We start from the raw sequence: 25077 nt of genomic DNA on the forward strand, positions 1-25077 counted from the left end.
TTAATAACAAACATTAGCTATAAAATATCCTTAATTAACAATAAAAATACAATTGTACATGTTAAAAAAACATATGTTATTTTAATAATTTACTCTATTTGTTAAAATAAAGTGAATATTATTTTTTTAATTAACATTATTTTTTGACTTTTGAAACCGACTAATTCAAATTTCAAAAAAATGAAAACAAAACAAAGAGGAATCTTAACGCTACTCTTAGCGTTTATTGTGCACTTAACTTTTGCACAACAAAAAACGATTTCTGGTACAGTTACCGATCAAGATGGTATACCATTGCCAGGCGTAAACATCCTTGTACAAGGAACAACTACAGGTACTCAAACAGATTTTGATGGGAAATACACTATTTCTGCATCTAGCGGGCAAGTACTTTTATTTACTTATTTAGGTCAAACACCTACTTCTCGTACTGTTAGTAACTCTAACGTTATTAACGTACAAATGCAGGAAGATGCTGAAGCTCTTCAAGAAGTTATTGTTACTGGACTTGGTATAAGCAAGAAAGAAAAAGCTATTGGTTATGCTGTTCAAAAAGTTACAGGAGAAAGTATTGATAACGCCAAAGAAGTTAACATTGTAAACTCTTTACAAGGTAAAGTCGCCGGTGTACAAATACAAGGTAGTTCATCTACTTTAGGAGGATCTTCTAGAATAACTATTAGAGGATCAAACTCTTTCTTAGGAAATAACCAACCATTATTTGTTATTGACGGTGTACCTGTTAGTAACCAAAGTTTTTCTGACTCAAGCCAAGAAAGAGGTTTTGGTGGAGGTAATTATGATTATGGTAACTCTGCTTCAGATATAGACCCTTCAAGTATTAAAACTATGTCTGTATTAAAAGGTGCTGCTGCAACTGCAATATACGGGTCTAGAGGTGCAAATGGTGTAATCTTAATTACAACTAAAAATGGATCTGAGAAAAAAGGTTTAGGTATTACTTTTGATAGTAGTATTACTATTGATGAAGTTAGAAACTTAATACCTCACCAAAGAATGTATGGTGGTGGTTCATCTTATGATACACCAAGTGGATTTAATGAATTTACACAAGATGGTGTAGCATATTTAGCTCCCAACTACGGAAAAGATGGATCTTGGGGTCCTAAATTTGACCCAAATGTAAATGTTAGACATTGGGATTCTTGGGATCCAGGAGCTAGTAACTACAAAGAAACTAGACCTTGGGTTGCCCCTGATAACACATATGATTCATTCTTTAATACCGGTGTAACTCTTATGAATAGTGTTGCGTTAAGCGGCGCAAATGAAAAAGGCTCTTTTAGATTGGGTTATTCTAATGTAGACCAAACAGGTACAACTCCTAATGGTGCTTTACAGAGAAATACAGTAAACCTAAACACAACTTATAATTTAACAGAAAAATTAAAAGCTGGTGTAACAATGAGCTACATAAAAACAGAAGCTCAAAACAGAAACATTACAGGTTATAGCAACGGAAACCCTTTACAAGGATTTAACCAATGGTGGCAAACACAATTAGATGTTGAGAGAATTAAAAATCAACAAAACACAACAGAAGGTAACCAATACACTTGGAACCCAAAAGGAATTGTTACAGATGCTTCTGGTAACTTAACTTCTTTTGATCCTACACCTAATTATTTTGATAATCCATCATGGGTTAGAAATAACTTTATGCAAGAAGATACTAGAAATAGAGTTTTTGGTAACGCTAACTTTAGCTATGCTATAACTGACAACTTAAGCTTATCTTCTCAATTTGGTACAGATATATCTCAATTTAGTTTAATGGAAGGTATTCCATTTAGATCAGTAGATCCTTCTAAATATGTTGAAACTGAAAGAAAATTCCAAGAAAACAACTTTGAGGTTAGATTAAACTATCAAAAAGATTTTTCTGAAGACTTTACTTTTAGTGGTATATTGGGTGCTAACAGGATGAGACAGTTTACAAAAAGAATAACTGCTGCAACTTCTGGTGGTTTGGTAGTAGATCGTTTTTACAATATTAGCAATTCTAGTGCTGCTGCTAACACAGATACTTACGAGGCTAACAAAGGAATTAATAGTATATTTGGATCAACTTCTTTTGGTTTTAAAGATATGTTATTCTTAGATTTATCTGCTAGAAATGACTGGTCTTCTACACTTCCAAAAAAGAACAATAGCTATTTTTATCCTGCTGCTTCTATAAGTTTTGCTTTATCTGAATTAGATTTCATAAAAGGTAGTAACGTAGTAAATTTTGTTAAGCTTAGAGCTAGTATTGCTCAAGCGGGTAATGATGCAGATCCATATAGGTTATCTGATGTATATTCTCCTTTGACTCCAAATTTTGGAAGTTTCCCAATGTACACAGTTCCTAACTCACAGCAAAATCCTGACTTAGTTAATGAGTTAACTACAGAAACAGAATTCGGTATTTTAGTTAAATTATTTAATAGTAGATTAAGTATTGATGCTTCTTACTACGACAGACTTACTGAAGACCAAATTTTTAACGTACCAACTTCATCATCTACAGGTTATTCATCAAAATTATTGAATGCTGGTAGTATGAAAAATTCAGGTTTTGAATTCCAAATTAATGGTACTCCAATTCAAACAGAAAACTTTAGATGGGATATAGGATTAAACCTTACTCAACAGAAAAATGAAGTGGTTGAATTGTTAAAAGATGAAAATGGTGAAACTTTAGTTGAAAGTATAAACATGGGTGGTACATGGGCTGCCGATTTAAGAATTCAAGAAGGTAAACCATATATGGCTATGTACGGTCAAGATTACATTTATGATGACAACGGAAACAAAGTTGTTGGTGATGATGGAGCATACCTATTTACTGATGATAGAGTTTACCTAGGATCTGCAATTGCTGACTGGGTTGGAGGTGTAAGTACATCTTTTACGTATAAAAACTTTACATTGTCTGGTTTAATAGATTTTCAAGAAGGTGGTATAATACACTCTACTTCTTTACAGTGGGCCAAATACTCAGGTATGCACCCAGAAACTGTAGCCTTTAATGGCGAAAGTGACACTAGAGCTAACGGAATGGTTTTACCTGGTGTAACATCTACTGGAGCTGTAAATACTACAAGAATAGATCCACAAACTTATTACCAAACATATTGGAATAGAGCTGCTCCTAACGTTTATGATGCTAGCTTTATTAAATTTAGAGACGTAAGATTAAGTTATTCTTTACCTGCTAAAGTGTTAAAAGACCTTCCTTTTACAAGTGTAAATCTTAGTGTATTTGGCAGAAACTTAGCTATAATCTCTGCAGATGTACCATATATTGACCCTCAAGTTATTACAGGCTCTGGTAACGTACAAGGTTTGGAGAACGCACAGGTTCCACCAACAAGATCATTTGGTGTTAATTTATCTGCTAAATTTTAAATTATTAAATCATGAAAAAAAATAAAATATTTACCTTATTACTTTCTGCAACTATGTTTTGCGCTTGTGATAATGGACTTGAAGAACTAAATGTTGACCCTAACAATGCGGTTATAGTTAGCCCTTCTACCCTACTAACTACAGCAGAATACACATTCTACAACAGTATGGCCGGAACAGGAGTTAATGCTGGATGGGGTATGTTAATGACACAACAGTGGGCAGAAAATGAATATACTGAAGACAGTAGATACAATCAAACAATTACTGCTTTTGATGGTACGTGGTCTACAATGTATGTATCTATACTTAAAGAACTAAATTCTGCCAAAGAATTAGTAGAATTACAAGACGTATCTGACAACATCAAAACTAACAGGAAAAATATCTTAGATGTAATGTCGTCTCAAGTATTTACTTTCTTATCTGATGGTTTTGGCGCAGTTCCTTATACTGAAGCAATTAACAGCGAGTTTAACTTACCAAGTTATGACTCTCAGGAAAATGTTTATTTAGGGATTTTAGAAACTTTAGAACAAGCAAGTAATAGTTTTGACACTAGCTCTCCTTCTTTTACCAGTGGAGATGTAGTCTATAACGGAAATGTTGATAGCTGGATTAAGTTAACAAATTCACTTATGCTAAAATATGCCATACGTCTATCCGACGTTGATTTAGCAACAGCTACACAATATGCAACAGCTGCAGCTTCTAATTTAATCTCAAGCAATGTAGAAAATGCTTTATTTACTTTTGATGCCGCACCAGATAGGTCTAACCCATTATGGAGAAATGTAAACATAAATAATAGAGATGATTATGCGGTTTCTGAATATTTAGTTACTACCCTAACAGACCTAGGTGACCCAAGGTTAGAAGTATATGCTAAACCTGCTTCTAGTGGTTCAATTGTTGGTATGCCTTACGGCTTAAGTGATAATGACGCTACAGTATTAAAGCCTACAACTTCTAGACCAAGCGATTTAGTTAGAGCTGCAACAGCACCTCACGTAATTATGTCTTATGCAGAAGTACAATTTTTATTAGCTGAAGCTTACCAAAGAGGTATATTAACTGGAGATGCAGAAGCAGCATACAACAACGCTGTTACAGCTTCTATGAACTATTGGGGTATAGATGATTCTGCAGCTATAAGTGATTACTTAACTAATAATCCTTATGATGCTGCTAACTGGAAAGAATCTATTGGGGTTCAAAAATGGGTTGCGTTATATGCTAAAGGTTTTGAAGCTTGGAATGAGTGGAGAAGATTAGATTATCCACAATTAACAGCACCAGAAGCGGCATTCATTAGTACAATTCCAGTACGTATGCCATATCCTTTATCTGAAACAACATCAAATGCAGCTTCACTAGAAGCAGTTACTTCTACACCAGGAGATATGACAACAAAAGTTTGGTGGGATGTAAATTAAAATTATTTTAATTTCAAATATATTTCAAACCTGCAGGTATTCCTGCAGGTTTTTTTATTTAAAAAACTTACCAAAAAATAAGCAAAGAAATAAACAACTTAACAAAAAATAAGCACACATAATTATATGTTAAAAACTAACTTAATATCACATTTTAACATAAAATCAGAACTAAAACAAATCACAAACGACTTTTAAGTAAATTAAAAAAGGTTGGCAAGAAAATTAAATATACAAATGTTCATTTTTTTAACATTAACAAATTATTAATAGTAAACAAAATTACATTATTATAATTAAAATAGTGCATTTATTATGAATAAGTCAATGAATTATCAATTTTTATAGCAAAAAGGTTAAAATAAATAGAAATTTAGTTTGCTTATTAACATTAATTTTTGATTTTTGATACCGACTAATTCAAATATTTCAAAAATGAAAACAAAACAAAGAGGAATCTTAACGCTACTCTTAGCGTTTATTGTGCACTTAACTTTTGCACAACAAAAAACGATTTCTGGTACAGTTACCGACCAAGACGGTATACCATTACCAGGCGTAAACATCCTTGTTAAAGGAACAACTACAGGTACTCAAACAGATTTTGATGGGAAATACACAATTTCAGCATCTAGTGGGCAAGTACTTTTATTTACCTATTTAGGTCAAACACCAACATCACGTACGGTGAATAACCAAGATGTTATTAACGTACAAATGACAGAAGATGCAGAAGCATTACAAGAAGTAGTTGTTACCGCTTTGGGTATAAAGAGAGAAGAAAGGACTCTTACATATGCTGCCCAAGAGGTAAAAGGAGAAAACCTTAATATTACTGAAGACGTAAACATTAAATCTGCAATCGCGGGTAAAGTTGCTGGTGTGCAAATCCAAGGTCAATCTGGATCAAAATTAGGCCAATCAGGTAAAATTAGAATTAGAGGAGGAATATCTTTAACATCAGATTCTGATCCATTGTATGTAATAGACGGAACACCGACCACAGACCCAAACAGTGTCGATATGAGCAACGTAGAGTCCCTAAACGTATTAAAAGGACCAAATGCAACGGCATTATACGGACAAAGAGCTGCATCAGGTGTTGTTGTAATTACAACAAAAAGAGGAAAAAAAGGACAAGGATTAGGGGTAGAAATATCTAGCGCAATAACATTTGATAACGTAGCATATTTACCAAATTATCAAAATATGTACGGACAAGGATATTCTGGAGAAGCAGAATTCGCGATTTTTGATTACTCTGCTGGAAATCGCCTTAACGGTGCTCCTTATCCAACATGGATGCAAGCATTTGACGGAAAAAGATACTTTGCGGGAGATGCATATGCAGATGAAAGTTGGGGACCTAAATTTGATGGTCAAGGTCACGTTCCGTGGTACAACTACTACCCAGACAGTCCAACATTTGGTGAAGAAGTGCCTTACGTAGGTCAACCAGATAACATTAAAGATTTTTTTGACACAGGAGTTAGCCAAAAAAATTCTATTTCTTTATCAGGAAGTGGAGACAACTATAGAGCTAGACTATCTTATACCAACATTAAACAAAATGGTATAATACCTAATTCAGATTTTACAAAGAACTTTATTAGTACCAGCTTAGATTTTGATTTATCTGATAAATTAACAGCAGGAGTTAACATAAACTATACTGTAGATAATATCTCGGGTGATTTTAATGATGGGTATTCTAATCAAACCTCTGGTTCTTTAAATAGCTGGTTTAACAGAAACCTAAATATGAATAAGGTACAAGAGTATAAAAATTTAACTACACCAAGAGGATACGCTACATCTTGGAATAACTGGGGATTAGATTATTATGCATATGCTGAAGAAGCATACCAAAGAACTGGTAACGAAACTCTTTTGGAGTATCAAAAACCTGCCTTTTGGTTCAATCCATATACGTATTTAGATGAATATGAAACAACTAATAGTACTAACAGATTGTTAGGTGACATTCATTTTAGTTATCAACTTACCGATAATTTAGATATAAGCGCTAAAGCTTCTAGAAATGAAACAAAGTACAAGAGAGATTATTTTGTACCTTATTCAATAGAGTTTGCTGCTGCACCAAACCTTTATAATAAATGGGTAAATTCATTTGGAAAGTATTATAGCTCTTCAAGTGAAGACAACTACAATGTGTTATTAAAATACACGAAAGATTTTGGAAAGCTAGATATGACAGCTTTTGTTGGTGGTAATATTCTAACTTCCAACTATTATCGTTTTCAAAATGATATGAGTATTGACAATAGTGAAAACGGAGGATTAATTTTACCAGATGTTTACACCTACAGTAACTCAAGAGAAGTTTTAACTGCTCAAACATATGAATATGAAAAGCAAGTTAATAGTGTGTATGGTAATATGTCTCTTGGTTATGATAACATGGCTTATCTAGATTTTTCTGTAAGAAGAGATTGGAGTTCATCTTTACCATCCGACAATAATGGTTATACATATCCTTCAATTGGTGGTTCTTTTATATTATCAGAATTATGGGATAATAAAGGAGCTGTTACATTTGCAAAATTAAGAGGTAGTTGGGCTCAAGTAGGTGATGATGTTAGCGCTTTAGCACTTAACCCTACATACCCTTTGGGATCAAACCTATATAATGATCAGATTTTGATGTACACACCTACTCAGCTCGTATCTAGCGGTATAGAACCAGCTATAAATACATCTCAAGAAATTGGTGTTGATTTAAAATTCTTAGAAAGTAGAATTGGATTAAGTGCCACATATTATACTGAAAATCGTAAGAACGAGATTATTCCTGTATCATTATCAACAGGAACTGGATACTCTACGTTATTAACAAACGCTGGAGAATCAGAAAGAAAGGGTATTGAAGTTACTCTTAACGCAGATGTAATTAAAACAGAAGATTTTAATTGGAGCATAACAGCTAACTATGCAAAAAACAAATCAGAAATAATTAGCTTACCAGGAGACTTAAAAGCGATTAATGGTGCCGGTGGTACAGATGCATGGGGATTTGTACAGGTTGTTCATGAACTTGGTGGTGAATGGGGACAACTTAGAGGTACTGGTTACAAATTAGATGATAATGGTAACAAAGTAATTGGAGCTGATGGGCTTTACGCTGTGGAAACAGATCAATATTTTGGCTCAATTTTACCTGATTTTACTGGTGGTTTACTAACAAATTTCTCATACAAAAATCTTAGTTTAGCAGCTTCTTTTGATTTTCAAAAGGGAGGTAAATTCTTCTCTTTATCAGAAATGTGGGGTACTTATTCTGGCCTACTAGACGACACAGTAGAACTTAATGATAATGGAGTAAATCAGAGAGATGCACTTGCAGATGGTGGTGGTGTCCACGTAACTGGAGTTGATGTAAATGGTAATCCAGTTGACACATATGTAGAAGCTCAAACATATTGGAATCAGTTTCAACCTAATAGACTGGCAAGTCCATTTATACATGATGCAGATTACATTAAACTTAGAGATATTAGTTTAACTTATAATTTACCTTCAAAATTATTAGAAAAAACAGCTTTACAAAGTGTAAGTATTAGTGCTGTAGGACGTAATTTATGGTTAATTTCTGTAGCTGATGACAACAAACACGGATGGGATCCTTCAGAATTATCTCAGTCTTATGGAGAAAACGCTCAATTACCAGGAACTAGAAGTTATGGTTTAAACCTAAAATTAACATTCTAATTTAAAGAATATTATGAAAAAAATTAAAATTATACTATCAGCCCTACTAATATTTGGCGCGTATAGTTGTGACACCGTAGATTTTGGTGATACAGATGAAAACGTTAATGGTCCTAGTGAATATAACTCTGGCGCATTATTAGCTGCTGCACAAAGGAGACTTGCAACCACAGGAGGTAGACAATACAAATCTGTGCCTACACTATATGTACAGTACCAATCACAACCAGCATATCAAGATGAATCAAGATATGGAGAAACACCATATACTTGGACTAGCTTTTATGTTCAAACACTTTCTAATTTAGAAGAAATCGTAAATCAAGCTAATGACCCAGAAGTGAATACTTCTGTATCATTCTTATCTAATGGATCTGTGAATAATCAACTTGGTATTGCTAAAATAATGAAAGCTATCATTTTTAGAAGAATAACAGATTCTTATGGAGACATACCTTACTCTGAAGCTTTAAATCCAGAGATTCAATCTCCAAAATATGATACACAAGAATTCATATATAAAGATTTGATAAATGAATTAAAAGAAGCTAGAGACTTGCTTGATGCTGCTGAAGCAGCTCCAACCGGAGATTTGATATATGATGGTGATGTAAGTAAATGGAAGAAATTTGCAAACTCAAGTATTTTATCTTTATCAATTCAACTATCTAATAAATATCCAGGGGTTTCAGAATTTGCTGCTACCGAATTTAACAGTGCTCTAACAAATACTGCTGGGGTAATTGAATCAATTGAAGATGAAGCTTGGTTTACACACCTTAATACCGCTACATTTGAAAATCCATATTCTGGATTTAGAGCAGCTGATTACGCATTATCTGAATACTTTGTAAATGCTTTACAAGGTGATGGTGATGATTTCTCTTCTACTACTTCTGATAGCAGATTACAAATTTTTGCTGATGATGCAACTTTAGAAGGATATCCTTATGGGCTAGAAAGCAACCCATCTGGTTTAATTACTGCTAAAATGTCTTCTAACATAGCCAGTCCTGATGCACCTGCAGCTTGGTTAACAGCAGCTTATACCTATTTGAATAGAGCTGATGCTGCAAATTTAGGCTGGACTTCTGAAGATGCTGCTAGTATGTTAGAAATGGGAATTCAAAAATCATATGAAACTTTATCTTCTCATTATGGTGTTGATATTACAGCTGATGCTGCTACATTTGCTGCTGCAAGAGTTAATGACGCTACAAGCACATCTATGGCACAGGTAATTGGAGAAGAAAAATGGGTGGCTTTATATCCTGAAGGTTTTGAAGCTTGGTCTGAATGGAGAAGAACAGATTATCCAATTTTAACACCTTCACCAGACCCATTAAACTCTAGTGGAGAAATTGCTACAAGATATATGTATCCAACTTCTGAAATTAGTTTAAATGGAGCTAATTATAGCTCTGGAGTAAGCAACTTGAGCCCTGCAACAGATAATAATGATAGTAAAGTTTGGTGGGATCAATAAAAATTGATTAAACATAATTTAATATCTAAACCTGCGGAGATTTCCGCAGGTTTTTTTTATACCTTTGCCAAATGGAAAAAACTACCCAAATTTATGGTATTAGAGCTATTATAGAAGCCATTAATGCTAATGAAGCTCTAGATAAAATTTTTGTTCAAAAGGGATTAAAAGGTGATCTTTTTAGAGAACTAGAAAATTTAGCCAGAAAAAAAGGAATTAGCATTTCTTATGTACCTGTTGAAAAACTAAACAGGCTAACAAAAAATAATCACCAAGGTGTAGTTGCTAACATATCTCCTATCACGTTTCATAATTTTGAAGAATTAGTTGAAAGCGTTATTCAAAAAAAAGAAGCTCCTCTTTTTCTACTTCTAGATCAATTATCTGATGTACGTAATTTTGGTGCCATTATTAGAACCGCAGAGTGTACTGGTGTAGATGGTATAATTATTCAGAAAAAAGGTGCTGCACCTGTAACTGCAGATACCATAAAAACATCTGCCGGAGCGGCCTTTAAAGTTCCAATAGCTAAGGTTAACCACATTAAAGACGCTGTACATTATTTACAGGCATCTGGAGTAAAAATTATTGCTGCTTCAGAAAAAACGGAAAACACAATTTACGATGTTTCTTTTAAAGAAGCTTCTGCAATAATTATGGGATCAGAAGATGTAGGTATTTCTCCATCAATATTAAAAGCAGCAGACCATACTGCTAAATTGCCATTATTAGGGGAAATAGAATCATTAAACGTTTCTGTTGCTTGTGGTGTGTTTTTATATGAAGCTGTAAGGCAACGCTTAGCATAAATTACGCTACTCTTCTTTGTTTTCTTTATAGTGGTAAGTAATTTTAATTGGACTTGTAGTATCTAAATCGGTTTCAGGTTCTGATTCCGGAGTAGATTCTATAAAATTACCATCTTCGTCAAAATGACGTAAAAACTCATCTGCTTCCTCATTGTAGCTATCCTCTTCCCAAGCATATTTTTTGGGTTTAGGAATATCTGCCTTTAAAAAGTATGCAAAAAACAACCCTGTAATAAATCCGCCTAAATGGCCTTCCCAAGATATACCTTCTTTTATTGGTAAAATATACCAAAGCATACTACCGTAAACAAATACAACAAATAAAGAAAGTGCAATTAATCTAAAATGTTTTGCAAAAACACCTTTAAAAAATATAAAACTAGCTAGTAAGTAAATAACTCCACTTGCTCCAATATGGTAAGATGGTCTACCAATTACCCAAGTAATTAAACCAGACAATAGTGTACCATAAAATAACACTTTAAAAGCTACTGGTTTATAAAAATAAACAAGAGCTGCACTTAACACAACCAATGGCAATGTATTACTATACAAATGCTTTAATGACCCATGTATAAACGGACTAAAAAAAACACCTTTAATTCCGCTAAGTGTTCTTGGATACACTCCAAAATGGTTAAAATTAATTTTAAATTGTAATTCTACCCAATAGACCGTCCAAATACTAAGTACTGCTATTATTGGCACTAATAATACCGAATTGGAGAATTTAAAGTAATTATTGTCTGTCATTAACACTAATTTACTACAATAACGCAATGATTTAGCCAAAAAATATAAATCTGCTAAATTGTCATTTAGATTCTTTTTATTTTTGTGGTATGAATGAGCCTTTAGCAGAAAGAGTAAGACCAAAAACGTTAACAGAATATGTGAGTCAGACCCACTTAGTTGGTGATAATGGCACACTAACCCAACAAATTAAAAGAGGTATATTACCTTCTTTAATTCTTTGGGGACCTCCTGGTACTGGTAAAACCACTTTAGCTAATATTATAGCTAATGAAATAGACAGGCCTTTTTACACACTAAGTGCTATTAGTAGTGGGGTAAAAGATGTTAGAGAGGTTATAGAAAAAGCAAAAAAAAGCGGCGGTTTATTTACTACTAAAAATCCCATTTTATTTATTGATGAAATTCATCGATTTAGTAAATCTCAGCAAGATTCTTTACTGGCAGCTGTAGAAAAGGGTTGGGTTACCTTGATTGGGGCTACAACTGAAAATCCTAGTTTTGAAGTTATACCTGCACTTTTAAGCAGGTGTCAGGTTTATATTTTAAAACCTTTTGATAAGCACGACTTGGTTACTTTGCTTGAACGTGCAATACGACAAGATGCACAGCTACAAAAGAAGAAAATTGAACTAAAAGAAACAGAAGCTTTGTTAAGACTCTCTGGAGGTGACGGCAGAAAGCTGTTAAATATGTTTGAGCTAGTTATAAATTCTGAAGACACAGAAGATGTTGTTATTACTGATGAATTGGTACTAAGCAAAGTACAAAAAAACACTGTTTTATATGACAAAACAGGAGAGCAACATTATGATATTGTTTCTGCTTTTATAAAATCTATTCGTGGTAGTGACCCTAACGGTGCTGTGTATTGGTTAGCTCGTATGATTGAAGGAGGGGAAGATGTAAAATTTATTGCTCGAAGAATGCTTATTGCTGCGTCTGAAGATATTGGCAATGCTAACCCTACTGCTTTGGTTATGGCTAATACCACTTTTCAAGCTGTTAGTACAATTGGTTACCCAGAAGCACGAATTATACTTAGCCAATGTGCTATATATTTAGCTACATCTGCTAAAAGTAACGCCAGTTATGCTGCCATAGGAAAAGCACAGCAGGTTGTTAAACAAACAGGAGATTTATCTGTACCGCTTGCTTTGCGTAATGCTCCCACCAAATTAATGAAAGATATTGGTTATGGTAAAGACTACCAATATGCCCACAATTATGAAAATAACTTTGTAGCAGCAGAATTTTTACCTGATGAGTTATCAGGTAGCTCTTTTTACATTCCTGGAAATAATAACCGAGAACGAACTATTAAAGAATTTTTAAAAAATAGATGGAAAGATAAATATGAACTTTAGAATTAAAACTTTATGTTTAATTCTTTAGATTGTAATTTATCTCCTTGGTAATACTCAAAAAACCATTTGCCGTTTTTAGATACTACTATTCCGTTAATATCATTATTAGTGGCCAAAAATACATTTTGTACTGTAGTTTTATACATTTTGTATTCAATTTTAGGAGTACTATCTACCAATTGGTAACCATTGCTAATCTGTTGTGCATATAAAACACCTTCTAGAACAGACTCTTCTGCTTTAGCAACTGCAACAACTTGTTTTTTAACGGGAGCCGGAGCTACTGCTTTTTCCTTAACCTCTTCTACATCACCTTCATAACTCACAACCAAAGTTTGGTTATTTTGCTTTTCTTGTTGCTTAGGTGTGTAATTATAAGTTATTGTATTAAAAGATTTAAATGCACTTCTAATAGCTTCATTATAGGCTTTTTGATATTCTTTTTGTTTACTCTTTGCAATTGTAGTTTTAAAAACTTGGTCTGCATTACAGTCTTTTAGTAACAAACCTGCTTTTGTAGTAAACATATTAGACTCATCTTTTAAATCTACTGTTAAACCTAAACATCTGTTAGATTTTAAATCTTGTGGCATAGCGTCATCATATACAACATTATACCCCTTTTTATCAAACAGAAACTTAACCAATGCACTTGTTCTATATTGATCTTCCTCTTTAAAAGCATTAAATTTTTTAGGAACAATTATGTATTTATATTCGTTAAAATTTTGAGCTGATAAAAAAAATGAGCACATAAAAATTGTGCTAAAAAGTAACTGTTTCATAGGACTAAGTAAATTTAACGCCAAGATATAACATTAATTCCTAATTGAAAAGATGCGTACTGTGAAGCTGCTAAATTTTTATATGCAATTAAATTATCTGCCATTGCATATAGGTTTACTGAGCCTAAGTTAAGATTTGCTCCAAAACCTATGTTTGTATATGAAAACTTGTCTACCGTGTAAGTTGTTTTTAAGCTAATTGCTTTTCCAAAATTTCTTTGGTAAAAACCAGTTAATGCCACTTGTGGCCCTCTTGGTCTGTTAATTACATATAATTGTCCGCCTACAGCATTAGGAAAACCTAAGCTACCTTTACTACCACCGGCTTTACAATCACAATCTTGCATACTTCTATCTTGTTCTCCAAAATTGTAACGTATAGAGCCATAAAGTTTAGTTGGCCTAAAACTTATATATGAATCTTGATTTTCTTCGTACGGTATTAATCCATCTACCTCATCTACCAAATCTTGCCAAAAATCTCTTGATGGATCTGCTAAAGCATCTGGTAAAATTACCTCTACGCCTTCTACTGTAGCTTGTCCTTTTAAAGTATAATTTTTAACATCTGTAGAATTCATTATAAAACCTAAGTCTAAAATACTAGCAGTAACTGTTGTGTTTCTGTTTAATTGGTAGGTAAACCCTAAGTCTATACCAACACCTAAATCTCCGCCCAACAAGCCTCTTTTTGTAATAACACTACCTAAATTACCATTGTCATTAGCTTCTTCTATGCTATTTAAACCAGATGTTTGCAGTTGCATATCTGCAACTAAAGTAGAGGCTAATAAGTTATTTTGACCTTCTGTGGTTACAAAATACCCTTTATTTTTAGTAGATTTAAATGAAAAAATGCTTGAGTATAATTTAGCTCTTGCACCTACTATAAGTCTGTTGTTTACACGCTTATTTACACCAAAATGAAAAACGTTTACCATTTCTCCTCTTGTTTTTAAGTGAGACAAATCAAACCTTTGATTTAACCTGTCTGCATTTCCCTCAAAACCTAAAATGGCATAATCTTTAAACCAATACCCAATAGCATCACCTTCATTATAAATACCAAAAGAGTAAAAATTATCTGGATTTTTTCTGCTTCTAAATCCAACGTTTAAAATTTCTAAGTGGTAAGTACCGCTTAAATCATCAGATGGTTTCATACCATACAATGCACGTTCTCTAATTTTATCGTTTATATCTAAACCATCATTAGCAAAAAAATCGTTTACAGAAGCACCACTAGATCCTGCCTGAAAAGAAATACCAGACAATAAGGGCACACCAACATACATATTTAAACCTGTTTCTATACCCGGATTTAAAAGCATAGCTTGTGGCACCTCTTTAAAGTCGTACATTATTTGCTTATTTTGCGAAAAACCAAATGTGGCACACACAAAAAACAAAAGTGTTGCATATCTATTTATCATCTTACACCAATTTTTAATTTAGCACTAGATCTAAAAATTAGTTTTGGGTCGGCATTGCTAGATACGCTTGTATTATCTCCTAAATTTTGAGCAGATAAACGCAAAGCAGAAGTATTTCTTATAATATCTAATGGTTTACCTGTACCACCATAAAGCACATCTAAATCTGTAGTTGTAGCAGATTCTGCTCCAATATTTAAAACTGTAGTATCTAATACATTACCACCATCATCAATAAGCTCTATAACCACACTAACAGGTTTACTTGTTGTATTTTCTAATTGATATGTAATAGTACACTCTATAACACGGTCTGATATATAATCCTCCTTAAAGGCATCAAAATTAAAATCGTTTGTATAGAATGATGAAGGGTTAGAATTTATTAAATCTTCTGTAGTTTCAAAGTAAAATATACTGGCTTCTACAGTAGGTTCTATAATAATATCATCAGTTTGGTTAAAGTCTTGTTCATCTATACAAGACACAAATGATAAACACAAAAATAGAACAGCAAATAAATAGTGGGGACTTTTCATTTTTAAGTATTTGTGTAACAATGTTAAAAACATAACTCTACAAATACATTTTTATTTCATCTAAAGAGTTAATTATGCTACAATGGTTATGTAATGGCTCTTGGTGAGCATTAAAATGAAGCGCATGTAAACCTACCGATTTTGCTCCTAAAATATCTGCCTCTAAACTATCACCTATCATTAAGGATTGTTCTGGTTTTGCATTAGCTTTTTGCAAAGCAAGCTCAAAAATATAAGGGTCTGGTTTTTTTACACCTGCCATTTCTGAATCAATTATCACATCAAAAAAGGTGTGTAACTTAGCGTTTTTTATTTTTTTGTTTTGCACTTCCTGAAAACCATTTGTAATAATGTGTAATTTATAGTTTGGTTTTAAGTGTTGCAAAATTTCTATAGCATAAGGAAATAAGTGGTTGTAAGATGATAAATGATTAATATACTCTGCTGCAAGTAAATTAATTTCTGCATCTGTTGCCTTGTAGTTTATGGAGTTAAAGGTGGTTTGCAATCGTTGAAAACGCAAATCTGCTTTGGATATTTTTTCTTCTCTAAACAATTTCCAGTACTGATGATTAATTGGCACGTATGCAGTTAAAAAATCTTCAACTTTAACACCAATTTTATTATCTTCTAATATTTTGGTAAATGTAAGTGCAGAGTTTTTTTCAAAATCCCAAAGTGTGTGATCTAGATCAAAAAAAACATCGGTTACTAATTCTTTATACATTGTATTTTTTTAGTATTGTTTCGTAAATATTCATCCAATTAAAACGTTGTTTACCGCCTAGCAATTCGTTAGAAAATATGGTAACCAGCGTACCATTAACTTTATGCAATTGGAGGTACAAAGCATCTAACTTTTTAAAAATTGCTTTTTCGTTTTTTAACGTAATAAGTGAATAATTGTGCACAGCAAACGGATGAATTTTTATTGGCTGCTGAGACTCTAAATGGATATCATAGAAAGAAAAAGGGGAACAAGTACCTGCCCTAAACCCCATACAATGCGTATAACCCATTGTAAAATCTTCTCTAAAATCTGCATCTACCAAAGCCTTATATGTTGCTGGTATTTCTACCCTATTGTATCTAAAACGCACATATTTTATAGGTCTGTTAATTACAGCTGCTAATTTGCGTTTTTCTTCTTTTAAAATTTCTAAGTTAGAAAAAGAATTGTAAGATGCCGCTAATGACACCACACTATAATCTGCCACAGATTTAATTAAGTATTTAAACTTATTGTTTGTGGTAGATACATTTTTATCAAAAGTAGAATAGTTTGCAAACTGAAAAAAGAACATACTTTTTACAGTATTTGCTTTGTGTAAATTTATAAGGTAATCAAAATTATTATAAGGATCTTTTTTGGGGTTAAACCATACAGATACTCTCTGAAAAACTCGTTTAAATTTTAAGGTAAATACATCTAAAAACAAACCTCCCAAGCTACGCATAATTCCTCTATGGGCATAACAATGAGATGTGGTTACGTCTATTATAGATGTATACTGGTAAGCTCTTTTTTTATAGACTAAATCTGGAAATTGTACTAGTAAAGCATCTAGCACTTTATACATCCAAATATCTACTACAGGTTGCTCTAAAAAATTGTATTTGTATGCTAAACTATCTTTTAAAGGGTACCTACCGTGCTCATCTTTAACGTGTGGCAAATACTCTTCATACCTAGAAATTAAGTAAAAACTTGCTGCAAAAACATCAAACGGAATGTTACTACGTTCTCCAGTAGCAAAAAAACAAGGTGTGCCATCCCAATCTCCAATATTAATCTCTAAATCTGTTATTCCTTGTTGGTACAGCAAATCATTACTACGTATAAAAAATTCGTTTTGTAATGGTTGCTTACTGTACGTAATTTTAGCTCCAGAGTGCTTTATAAAATCTTCTACTTTAGTTGTTAATGTAACCTCTACTCCCAACATTTTACCAAAAAGGTGTTTCATTATATACGTGAAACGTGGTGTTATTTTATGTGTGTAGATTAGTAACATTTTGGATTTTAGCTATTTATATAGTGTATGTTTTTATTTTACAATAAATTATCATCTGCAAAGCTAAAGTATTCTCTTTGAGTAATAATAATATGGTCTAAAACTTTCATATCTAAAGCTGCTGCTGCATTTTTTAGTTTCTCTGTAATTTGCTTATCTGCAGTACTTGGTTTTAGGCCTCCAGACGGGTGGTTATGTGCCAAAATTAAGCCTATTGCACCTATTTCTAAGGCTTGTTTTAACACCAACCTTACATCTACTAAAGTACCAGTTATACCACCTTTACTTAGTTGTGCTTGGTGTATAACCTTATTGGAGTTATTAAGGTAAATAATCCAAAATTCTTCATGCGGTAATTCTCCTAGCACAGGTTGTAACAAGTTAAAAACATCTTTACTACTTCCTATTTTCTCCACCTTTTTTTCTCCTTCTTCTCTTCTACGTCTGCCTATTTCTAAAGCTGCGGTAATAGTAATTGCTTTTGCCTCTCCAATACCTTTAAACTGCATTAGCTGATTTATAGATAGCTTTCCTAAGTCGTTTAAATTATTATTTACAGAGCCTAATATTCTTTTAGATAGTTCTACAGCACTTTCATTTCTGCTTCCAGAGCCAATTAATATTGCTATAAGTTCCGCATCAGACAATACAGATTTTCCTTTTTGTGCTAATTTTTCTCTAGGTTTATCATCGTTAGACCAATTCTTAATAGAAAAGGATTGTGATTGGTTTTGCATTTGTTAAAGATAATAATCTTTGGCAACATACGTATTTGTGTATTAAAACGTTACTTCTATAAATAAATATTACAATGAAAGAAATTCTGAATCAGCTTTACGAGATTGAACAAAAAAGTATAAAAAATAATATTACTTTGTTTAACAGAAACCTAAAACGTTTATTTCATGATATTGAAGAACAAGGTTTTTTTATAAAAAATCCGTTAGGCGAAAAGTTTTCAGAATCTAGAACCGATATTGACGCTACTTTAATGAATAGTTTGGGACCAGAATCTAAAATTACGAAGGTGTTAAAACCTATTATTTACAAAAAAGAGAATGACCAACTAATAATAATACAAAAAGGGGTAGCAATAGTAGAATAAGTAAGTATGAAAACAGTAAATTTTGGAATAGACTTAGGTACAACAAATAGTTTAATTGCTAAATATGAAAACGGATTATTAGAGGTTTTTAAAAACCCTATTGGTCAAAAACAAACCCTTGCATCTGCTGTTGCATTTAGAGGTAGTAGAATTTTAGTTGGAGATAAGGCCAGAGATTTATTAGAGAAAGATCCCTTAAATGTTTTTACCTGTTTTAAAAGAAAAATGGGTACTACAGACCGTTACTTTGCTAAAAGTATTAACAAAGACGTATCTCCTATAGAGCTTAGCGCTTATGTATTAAAAGAACTTAAAAACTTTATACATACAGGAGAAGAGTTACATGAAGCGGTTATTACTATTCCATCTTCTTTTGACACCATACAATCTAACGCAACTAAAACCGCTGGCCAGCAAGCGGGTTTTAAAGAAGTGTATTTACTGCAAGAACCTATTGCTGCCAGTTTAGCCTTTGCCAATAAAAACAATTTAGAATTAAGCGATACAAAAAAATGGCTTATATATGATTTTGGCGGTGGTACTTTTGATGTTGCCTTGTTAGAGATTAACCAGAGAGAAATGAATGTTTTGGACAATGAAGGTGATAACTTTTTAGGAGGTATGGACATAGACAACCTAATAATTGAAAAACTTCTTGTTCCTAAATTAGAACCTATTTTAAATGAAACCAAACTTTTGGACAAGTTTAAAGAGCCTAACAATCCGCTACAAAAATTATATTTTGAACTCTTATTTAGAGCAGAAGAAGCAAAAAAAGAACTCTCTAGGTTTGAAACCACAGAAATAGATATAGATTACCCAGACAAAGATATTTACACCAGTGTAGAGGTTAGCAGAGCAGATTTTAATAATTTACTTGCTCCTTTGGTAGAACACACTATTAATTTTTCTAAAAAAATACTTAACAATAATAACCTGGCCAATACAGATGTAGAAAAAATTATTATGGTTGGCGGCAGTACGCTTATACCGTATGTTAGAGAACAAGTGCAAAATAACCTAAACATTGCTATAGATACTAGTGTAGACCCTACTGCAGCTGTAGGCATTGGCGCTGCATATTATGCAGGCACAAAAATATCTACATTAAAACAAGAAAAAATTAGTCAACCAACTAGCACTACTACAGCGGCAACCAGTGAAAAGCAACCTCTTGTTAATTTAATTTTTGAAAAAAACACAAAAGATGCAGAAGAGCTAATTGCATTTACACTACATAAGCCTACACAAGGTTTTTACCGTATTACAAGAAAAGATGGTGGTTATGATACCGGACTTGTTACACTAGAAAACAATGTAAATGTATTTGTAGATTTATTAGAAGGACAAGTAAACACCTTTAATTTAAAAATTTACAATACGCAACAAGAAGTTCTTTTTTCTACGGATGACATACATATTAACCAAGGCAAATACAACATACAAGGACAATTACTACCTAATGATATTTGTTTAGAGATAGATGATATACAGTATAGTGTAACAAGGCTTGAAGCTATTTTTAATAAAAACACTGTTCTTCCTCTTAAAAAAACAATTTACAAATCTGCCTCCAAAACTATTTTAAAAGATAGTGATGAAAAATTACAAATTAATATTGTAGAAGGTGATGGTAATGGTTTACCTAGCTCTGGTTTATCTATTGGTTATATAGAAATTACTGGTAAACAATTAGAACAAGACTTAATTAAAGGAACAGATATAGAATTAAACATCTCTGTATCTGAATCTAGAGATATTGATGTAGATATATTTTTAACAAGTTGTGACCAAGAGTTTAGTAACTCCTTTAAACCAACAGAAAGGTACATTAGCAGCTCTAAAATGGAGAATGAAATTAGAGTAGTTACCCAAAAAATTGAACAAGAAAAAGCTAAGCCAGAATATGCAGAGAACTATGAGTTATTGCAAAAATTTAAAACTATAGAGCACGCTTTAATAGAGTTACAAATACAGTTAACATTATTAGCAGACACAGATGTTACTGATGCTAAATTTAAAATTGACAATGAAAAAAGAAGCTTAATACAACAGTTTGATTTATTAACTAGGCATAAAGAATTAGATAATGATATTGAAGAATACAAAACTTCTGTTTTAGCTGTAAAGCAATCTTTATCTGAAAATAATAGTGAATATTATACAGCCCAATTTAATAAAGTAATTGCCAACGAAAAATCATTTATAAACTCTGGAAACAAATACTTAATACGTTCTAAAATTGAAGAACTACGGGTTATTAAAAATGCTATTTTTACCGCAGACGAATCTAACTTTATAGGACCTTTTTTCCATTATAAAACTTTAGATAATTACCCAGATCAGCAAAAAGCAAATATGTTAATTGCAGAAGGAGATAAAGCTTTAGAAAACAAACAATATAAGGTTTTAAAACAAGTAGTATATCAGCTTGCTAGTATGCTACCAGATGACACGCCAAAAACGTCATTTAACAACCAAGACAAAACTGGTTTAAGTTAAAACTAGGTGTACGGTATTTTATAAAAAAGAAGGGCTGAATTAAAATTAATTCAGCCCTTCTTTTTTATGCTTAGTGGTTTTATCAACTCTTATTTTCATCATACTCAATATCCACTAAGGTTACTCCAAAAGGAGTTATATTTATTTTGGGGTTTACACCCAAATATGTAATGGTAAAGCTTTTCTTAGATAAGTCTTTACCTATTTTAGACGAGTTCTTAAAAAATCCGTTGGGAGAGTTTATGGTAGAATTCACATCAAAATCTTTATGCTGATAAAAATAAGATCCCATATAAATATATAGTGTATCATCTTCATCATGCAAGTTTAAAGCTACAGAAGTATTCTTTTTTATATAGGTAGACTGATCTCTACTTAACGCTGTGTTTACACCAAAAAGAATAACGTCTTCTGCACTAGTATTATTAACAACAACCTCATAGCCAGTAATAGAATTACTTCTAATACTCTTAAATATTTTAGGAAAAGGGTTTGCCCCTGTTTTTAAATTCTTTAAGCTCCATTTTACAGTACTAACATCTTCTCCTTTAAATAAGTTTACAAAAAATGGCGCCTTATTTTTTCTTGAAACAGTTTCACTAGGTTCTTCATAATACCTATGTGGTTCACTATCTATAATTATAGTTTCTTCTACTTCTTCAACCTCTGGAGGTAAAATTTTATGAGGTTCTAAATGGTAAAACACATCTGTAAAAACAATATCATCATCATAAACAACAATATTAGGATCTGTTCCTAAACTATCTATAATGTATTTATTTTTTAAAAAGCTCAGTTCTTTTTCATTTACACTTTTAAAGTACTTTTTACTAGCACTTAATTTTGTAGATGATCCATAGGTTTCTCGTTTTAAACTTTCGTTGCCCACAAAATCATCACCCATATAAAAAACCAATTCTTCTAAATAATTTTTATTCATTATTTTAAAAGAGTCATTAGGCCTGGTATAAGCTGCGTAATCTGGTTTTATAACGTTAAAATGCTCAAAAAGAATAAAAGGCCTAGTTCTTTTGTTTAGTACTTTTATAAAATCACCAGATCTTAGTCCTTCATTACTTTTAAAAGAAGCTGCGTATGGTGTAGTTCCGGATTTTATAATTATTTTGTTATTTATATCTAAACTATCATTTTCTGCTTTGTGTATTAAGTCTGAGTAAAATGCGGTTTTATCATCCTCGTAAGAAAACTCTAAAGTTGGAATTTTATAATTAGGAGAACTATATGTAGAGTAATTTGTTGATGATGATGAAGACGATGTAAAAATACGCCCCACTCTTACTAGAAATATCATAATCCCAATAACAATTCCAATTGCTTTTAAGCTAGAAAAAGATGACCCTTTACTTTTTTTGGCATCTCTTCTGGTAGATGTATGCTGCTGCTGTTGAGAAGCCCAGTGTTGGCTACCTACATGGTTGGCTACTTTTATATAAAAATCTTTTGTTTCTTGATTGGCTACCTCTATGAGCTTAAAATTACGAAACGCCCTTTGTACTCTGGGAAACTCTTGATATGCATTTTTAGTAATATTGTAATAGTCTATCATAGCATTTACATAGTCTGCCTTAGACTTGGTAATTACACCTAAAGAAACCGTATTTAGTAAATGAATATATGTTTTATAAGTAACCTCCGGACACCTACTTATTAGATCTCCGTTAGAAGATATTTTTACTTTTTCGGTAATAATATCTGCTTGTGATTTTATATAACGGTAATATGTGCTTAATAAATAATCTGTAAAAAGCTCTTTATGCTGCATTGCTTTAATAATAGTATCGTACTTTTTTGCAGCAAAGTCCGTTTTTACCATTTTCATAAAATAAGCTTCAAAATATGGTTCTAAAAACTCTTTTATATTTGGTGTTTTGGCTATTAAGACAGCATCTATTACAAATGTTTTTTCTCCGCTATCATTACCAGTGGTAATAAATTCTTTTAAATACCTGTGTTTTTCTACAAAGTAAACAGACTTTTTTTGTTCTTCGTTAGAGAGTTGTTTTATTATGCTACTTACCTGCTCTGGATTGTAAGCATTAGCGCCAGAACGCAATCTTTGTATTTTTAATGTCTTCTCTAGTCTAATAATTCCTCGGCTATCCAAGTTCATTAATTGGTCTAGTGATAGTCCTAAAAGGTCAACAGGAGAAATATACATAAGTAAGTTTAGATATTCTTTTAACGAAAATATCTAAACTTTATGATGTACTTGCCTAAAAAATAAAAAATTAGGCTTCTATAATTTCTTTAAACTCATTAAGATTTAAGCCTCCGTAGTTACCAGAACTCATAAACAAAACAACAGAGTTGTTGTAATCTTGTTTATGCACAAGGGTTTTAAATTCCTCTGCATTAGTTAAAATTTGCAAATCGTCCCTTTTAAAAGCATCTTTAATTTGTTGTGGACTAACTGGGTCTAGTTTTTTAATAGCCACAGATTCTGGAATATAAAAAACCACTGCTTCATCTGCAGCATCTAATGCTCCTTTATATTCTTTTAAAAACTCTGGATTAAAACTACTATAAGTATGCAACTCTAAAAAAGCAATTAATTTTCTGTTTCCGTATTGTTCTTTTACTGCTTTTGTAGTAGCTGCCACTTTACTTGGCGAGTGTGCAAAATCTTTGTAAGCAACACAAGTTTTACTTTCCGCTATTTTTTCTAATCTTTTAGAGGCTCCTTTAAAAGTTGCTATTGCTTCGTAAAAATCGTCCTCATCTATACCTATGTTTTGGCAAATCCATTTAGCACCTGCCAAATTACTTAGGTTGTGTTTACCAAAAACTTCTATTGGCATTGGACCTTCTGGGGTTTCTAACAAAGTTTCTCCGTCTTCTATAGTATATTCTGGTGTAGAGTATGCTAGTTTGCGTATAGGGTTTTCAGAAGCTTCTAAAACTTTAACTACTTCTGCATCTTCTTCATTGTAAGTAATGCTTCCGCCTTTAACAATACTATCTACAAAAATTTTAAATTGTTCTACATAATTTTCAAACGTAGGAAAAACGTTAATATGGTCCCAAGCAATACCACTTAACAAGGCAATGTTAGGTTTGTATAAATGAAACTTAGGTCTTCTATCAATAGGAGAAGACAAGTACTCATCTCCCTCTAAAATTATAAAGTCGTTTTCTTCTGTTAAGTGCACCATTCTATCAAAACCATCTAACTGTGCGCCTACCATATAATCTACTTCTCTACCGTGGTAATTAAGCACGTGCAAAATCATAGAAGTTATAGTTGTTTTTCCGTGGCTACCACCAATAACAACTCTTGTTTTATTTTTACTTTGCTCGTATAAAAATTCAGGGTAAGAATAAATAGTAAGTCCTAATTCTTTTGCTTTTAAAAGCTCTGGATTATCTGCTTTAGCGTGCATACCTAAAATAACAGCATCTATATCTGCCGTAATTTTATCTGCAAACCAACCAAAAGATTCTGGTAGTAATCCTTTAGCCTCTAACCTACTTTTAGAAGGTTCAAAAATAACATCATCACTACCTGTAATTGTGTATCCTTTGTGTTCTAAGGCTAATGCCAAATTGTGCATTGCACTTCCGCCAATGGCTATAAAATGAATTTTCATACGTAAAATTATTGCCGTAAAGATAACAATACAAATAGGTATAAAAAAAATAAACACTGCAGACAATTACACGGTAAATTGGGATGTAAAAAACTTAGA

General features: G+C 32.4%; 17 protein-coding genes. 8 read left to right on the forward strand and 9 right to left on the reverse strand.

The genetic code is table 11. The features are described 5' to 3' along the window. Window positions 1–180 precede the first annotated feature (180 nt). The 5 genes from JM80_RS16140 (at window position 181) to rlmB (ending at window position 10871) form a co-directional block, all read left to right on the forward strand. Complete coding sequence (locus JM80_RS16140; protein ID WP_144711065.1) at window positions 181–3411, forward strand: SusC/RagA family TonB-linked outer membrane protein; 3231 nt, start codon at window positions 181–183, stop codon at window positions 3409–3411. Window positions 3412–3422: 11 nt separating this feature from the next. After that, window positions 3423–4847 (forward strand): SusD/RagB family nutrient-binding outer membrane lipoprotein, encoded by a 1425-nt coding sequence (locus tag JM80_RS16145; protein ID WP_013621703.1) that lies wholly within the window; start codon window positions 3423–3425, stop codon window positions 4845–4847. Between the two features lie 435 nt (window positions 4848–5282). Continuing rightward, window positions 5283–8576, forward strand: coding sequence for a SusC/RagA family TonB-linked outer membrane protein (locus JM80_RS16150; RefSeq protein ID WP_089118132.1), 3294 nt, complete (start codon window positions 5283–5285; stop codon window positions 8574–8576). A gap of 13 nt (window positions 8577–8589) precedes the next feature. Then, window positions 8590–10062, forward strand: a complete 1473-nt coding sequence (locus tag JM80_RS16155; RefSeq protein ID WP_089118133.1) for a SusD/RagB family nutrient-binding outer membrane lipoprotein — start codon at window positions 8590–8592, stop codon at window positions 10060–10062. Between the two features lie 71 nt (window positions 10063–10133). Next, the gene (gene rlmB / locus JM80_RS16160; protein ID WP_013621700.1) at window positions 10134–10871 is read left to right on the forward strand and encodes a 23S rRNA (guanosine(2251)-2'-O)-methyltransferase RlmB; all 738 of its coding nucleotides are present in this window, start codon (window positions 10134–10136) and stop codon (window positions 10869–10871) included. Window positions 10872–10877: 6 nt separating this feature from the next. On the opposite strand, the gene JM80_RS16165 is transcribed toward rlmB, so the two are convergent. Beyond that, on the reverse strand, window positions 10878–11624 hold the full coding sequence (locus JM80_RS16165; RefSeq protein ID WP_075695191.1) for a rhomboid family intramembrane serine protease: 747 nt from the start codon (window positions 11622–11624) through the stop codon (window positions 10878–10880). Window positions 11625–11713: 89 nt separating this feature from the next. On the opposite strand from JM80_RS16165, the gene JM80_RS16170 reads away from it, so the two are divergent. Then, window positions 11714–12991 (forward strand): replication-associated recombination protein A, encoded by a 1278-nt coding sequence (locus tag JM80_RS16170; protein WP_013621698.1) that lies wholly within the window; start codon window positions 11714–11716, stop codon window positions 12989–12991. Window positions 12992–12993: 2 nt separating this feature from the next. On the opposite strand, the gene JM80_RS16175 is transcribed toward JM80_RS16170, so the two are convergent. From JM80_RS16175 to radC, 6 genes are read right to left on the reverse strand one after another with little or no spacing between them, the layout of a single operon-like run. Beyond that, window positions 12994–13776, reverse strand: a complete 783-nt coding sequence (locus JM80_RS16175) for a hypothetical protein (RefSeq protein ID WP_144711067.1) — start codon at window positions 13774–13776, stop codon at window positions 12994–12996. Window positions 13777–13790: 14 nt separating this feature from the next. After that, window positions 13791–15209: a DUF5723 family protein gene (locus tag JM80_RS16180; RefSeq protein ID WP_144711069.1), complete on the reverse strand. Its 1419-nt coding sequence runs from the start codon at window positions 15207–15209 to the stop codon at window positions 13791–13793. Then, window positions 15206–15748, reverse strand: coding sequence for a hypothetical protein (locus JM80_RS16185; protein ID WP_148228899.1), 543 nt, complete (start codon window positions 15746–15748; stop codon window positions 15206–15208). Before JM80_RS16185 ends, JM80_RS16180 begins: the two co-directional genes overlap by 4 nt. A gap of 37 nt (window positions 15749–15785) precedes the next feature. Then, window positions 15786–16475, reverse strand: coding sequence for a YjjG family noncanonical pyrimidine nucleotidase (locus JM80_RS16190; RefSeq protein ID WP_013621694.1), 690 nt, complete (start codon window positions 16473–16475; stop codon window positions 15786–15788). After that, window positions 16468–17763 carry a polysaccharide deacetylase family protein gene (locus JM80_RS16195; protein WP_144711073.1) on the reverse strand — a complete coding sequence of 432 codons (1296 nt, stop codon included), beginning with the start codon at window positions 17761–17763 and terminating at the stop codon, window positions 16468–16470. The genes JM80_RS16190 and JM80_RS16195 overlap by 8 nt, the downstream gene beginning before the upstream one ends. Before the next feature lie 38 nt (window positions 17764–17801). Then, entirely contained in the window at window positions 17802–18500 is a 699-nt protein-coding gene (radC, locus tag JM80_RS16200) for a DNA repair protein RadC (RefSeq protein WP_144711076.1), read from the reverse strand. 74 nt (window positions 18501–18574) lie between these two features. Here radC and JM80_RS16205 point away from each other — a divergent pair, with 74 nt between their 5' ends. Then, window positions 18575–18868: a hypothetical protein gene (locus tag JM80_RS16205; protein ID WP_013621691.1), complete on the forward strand. Its 294-nt coding sequence runs from the start codon at window positions 18575–18577 to the stop codon at window positions 18866–18868. 6 nt (window positions 18869–18874) lie between these two features. Next, window positions 18875–21370, forward strand: a complete 2496-nt coding sequence (locus JM80_RS16210) for an Hsp70 family protein (protein ID WP_144711078.1) — start codon at window positions 18875–18877, stop codon at window positions 21368–21370. A gap of 82 nt (window positions 21371–21452) precedes the next feature. On the opposite strand, the gene JM80_RS16215 is transcribed toward JM80_RS16210, so the two are convergent. Both JM80_RS16215 and murC read right to left on the reverse strand, forming a co-directional pair. After that, window positions 21453–23549 (reverse strand): hypothetical protein, encoded by a 2097-nt coding sequence (locus JM80_RS16215; protein ID WP_144711080.1) that lies wholly within the window; start codon window positions 23547–23549, stop codon window positions 21453–21455. A 70-nt stretch (window positions 23550–23619) separates the two neighbouring features. Beyond that, a complete protein-coding gene (gene murC / locus JM80_RS16220; protein WP_144711082.1) occupies window positions 23620–24978 on the reverse strand; it encodes a UDP-N-acetylmuramate--L-alanine ligase in 1359 nt (452 codons plus the stop codon). Window positions 24979–25077 lie beyond the last annotated feature (99 nt).

The sequence above is a fragment of the Cellulophaga sp. RHA_52 genome (assembly GCF_007827205.1).
Taxonomy (GTDB): Bacteria; Bacteroidota; Bacteroidia; order Flavobacteriales; family Flavobacteriaceae; genus Cellulophaga; species Cellulophaga lytica.

What these genes read in the sequence shown, in the direction of transcription:
- JM80_RS16140 (WP_144711065.1), top strand. Translation starts at nt 181, where the DNA reads ATGAAAACAAAACAAAGAGGAATCTTAACGCTACTCTTAGCGTTTATT.
- JM80_RS16145 (WP_013621703.1), top strand. Translation starts at nt 3,423, where the DNA reads ATGAAAAAAAATAAAATATTTACCTTATTACTTTCTGCAACTATGTTT.
- JM80_RS16150 (WP_089118132.1), top strand. Translation starts at nt 5,283, where the DNA reads ATGAAAACAAAACAAAGAGGAATCTTAACGCTACTCTTAGCGTTTATT.
- JM80_RS16155 (WP_089118133.1), top strand. Translation starts at nt 8,590, where the DNA reads ATGAAAAAAATTAAAATTATACTATCAGCCCTACTAATATTTGGCGCG.
- rlmB (WP_013621700.1), top strand. Translation starts at nt 10,134, where the DNA reads ATGGAAAAAACTACCCAAATTTATGGTATTAGAGCTATTATAGAAGCC.
- JM80_RS16165 (WP_075695191.1), bottom strand. Translation starts at nt 11,624, where the DNA reads ATGACAGACAATAATTACTTTAAATTCTCCAATTCGGTATTATTAGTG.
- JM80_RS16170 (WP_013621698.1), top strand. Translation starts at nt 11,714, where the DNA reads ATGAATGAGCCTTTAGCAGAAAGAGTAAGACCAAAAACGTTAACAGAA.
- JM80_RS16175 (WP_144711067.1), bottom strand. Translation starts at nt 13,776, where the DNA reads ATGAAACAGTTACTTTTTAGCACAATTTTTATGTGCTCATTTTTTTTA.
- JM80_RS16180 (WP_144711069.1), bottom strand. Translation starts at nt 15,209, where the DNA reads ATGATAAATAGATATGCAACACTTTTGTTTTTTGTGTGTGCCACATTT.
- JM80_RS16185 (WP_148228899.1), bottom strand. Translation starts at nt 15,748, where the DNA reads ATGAAAAGTCCCCACTATTTATTTGCTGTTCTATTTTTGTGTTTATCA.
- JM80_RS16190 (WP_013621694.1), bottom strand. Translation starts at nt 16,475, where the DNA reads ATGTATAAAGAATTAGTAACCGATGTTTTTTTTGATCTAGATCACACA.
- JM80_RS16195 (WP_144711073.1), bottom strand. Translation starts at nt 17,763, where the DNA reads ATGTTACTAATCTACACACATAAAATAACACCACGTTTCACGTATATA.
- radC (WP_144711076.1), bottom strand. Translation starts at nt 18,500, where the DNA reads ATGCAAAACCAATCACAATCCTTTTCTATTAAGAATTGGTCTAACGAT.
- JM80_RS16205 (WP_013621691.1), top strand. Translation starts at nt 18,575, where the DNA reads ATGAAAGAAATTCTGAATCAGCTTTACGAGATTGAACAAAAAAGTATA.
- JM80_RS16210 (WP_144711078.1), top strand. Translation starts at nt 18,875, where the DNA reads ATGAAAACAGTAAATTTTGGAATAGACTTAGGTACAACAAATAGTTTA.
- JM80_RS16215 (WP_144711080.1), bottom strand. Translation starts at nt 23,549, where the DNA reads ATGTATATTTCTCCTGTTGACCTTTTAGGACTATCACTAGACCAATTA.
- murC (WP_144711082.1), bottom strand. Translation starts at nt 24,978, where the DNA reads ATGAAAATTCATTTTATAGCCATTGGCGGAAGTGCAATGCACAATTTG.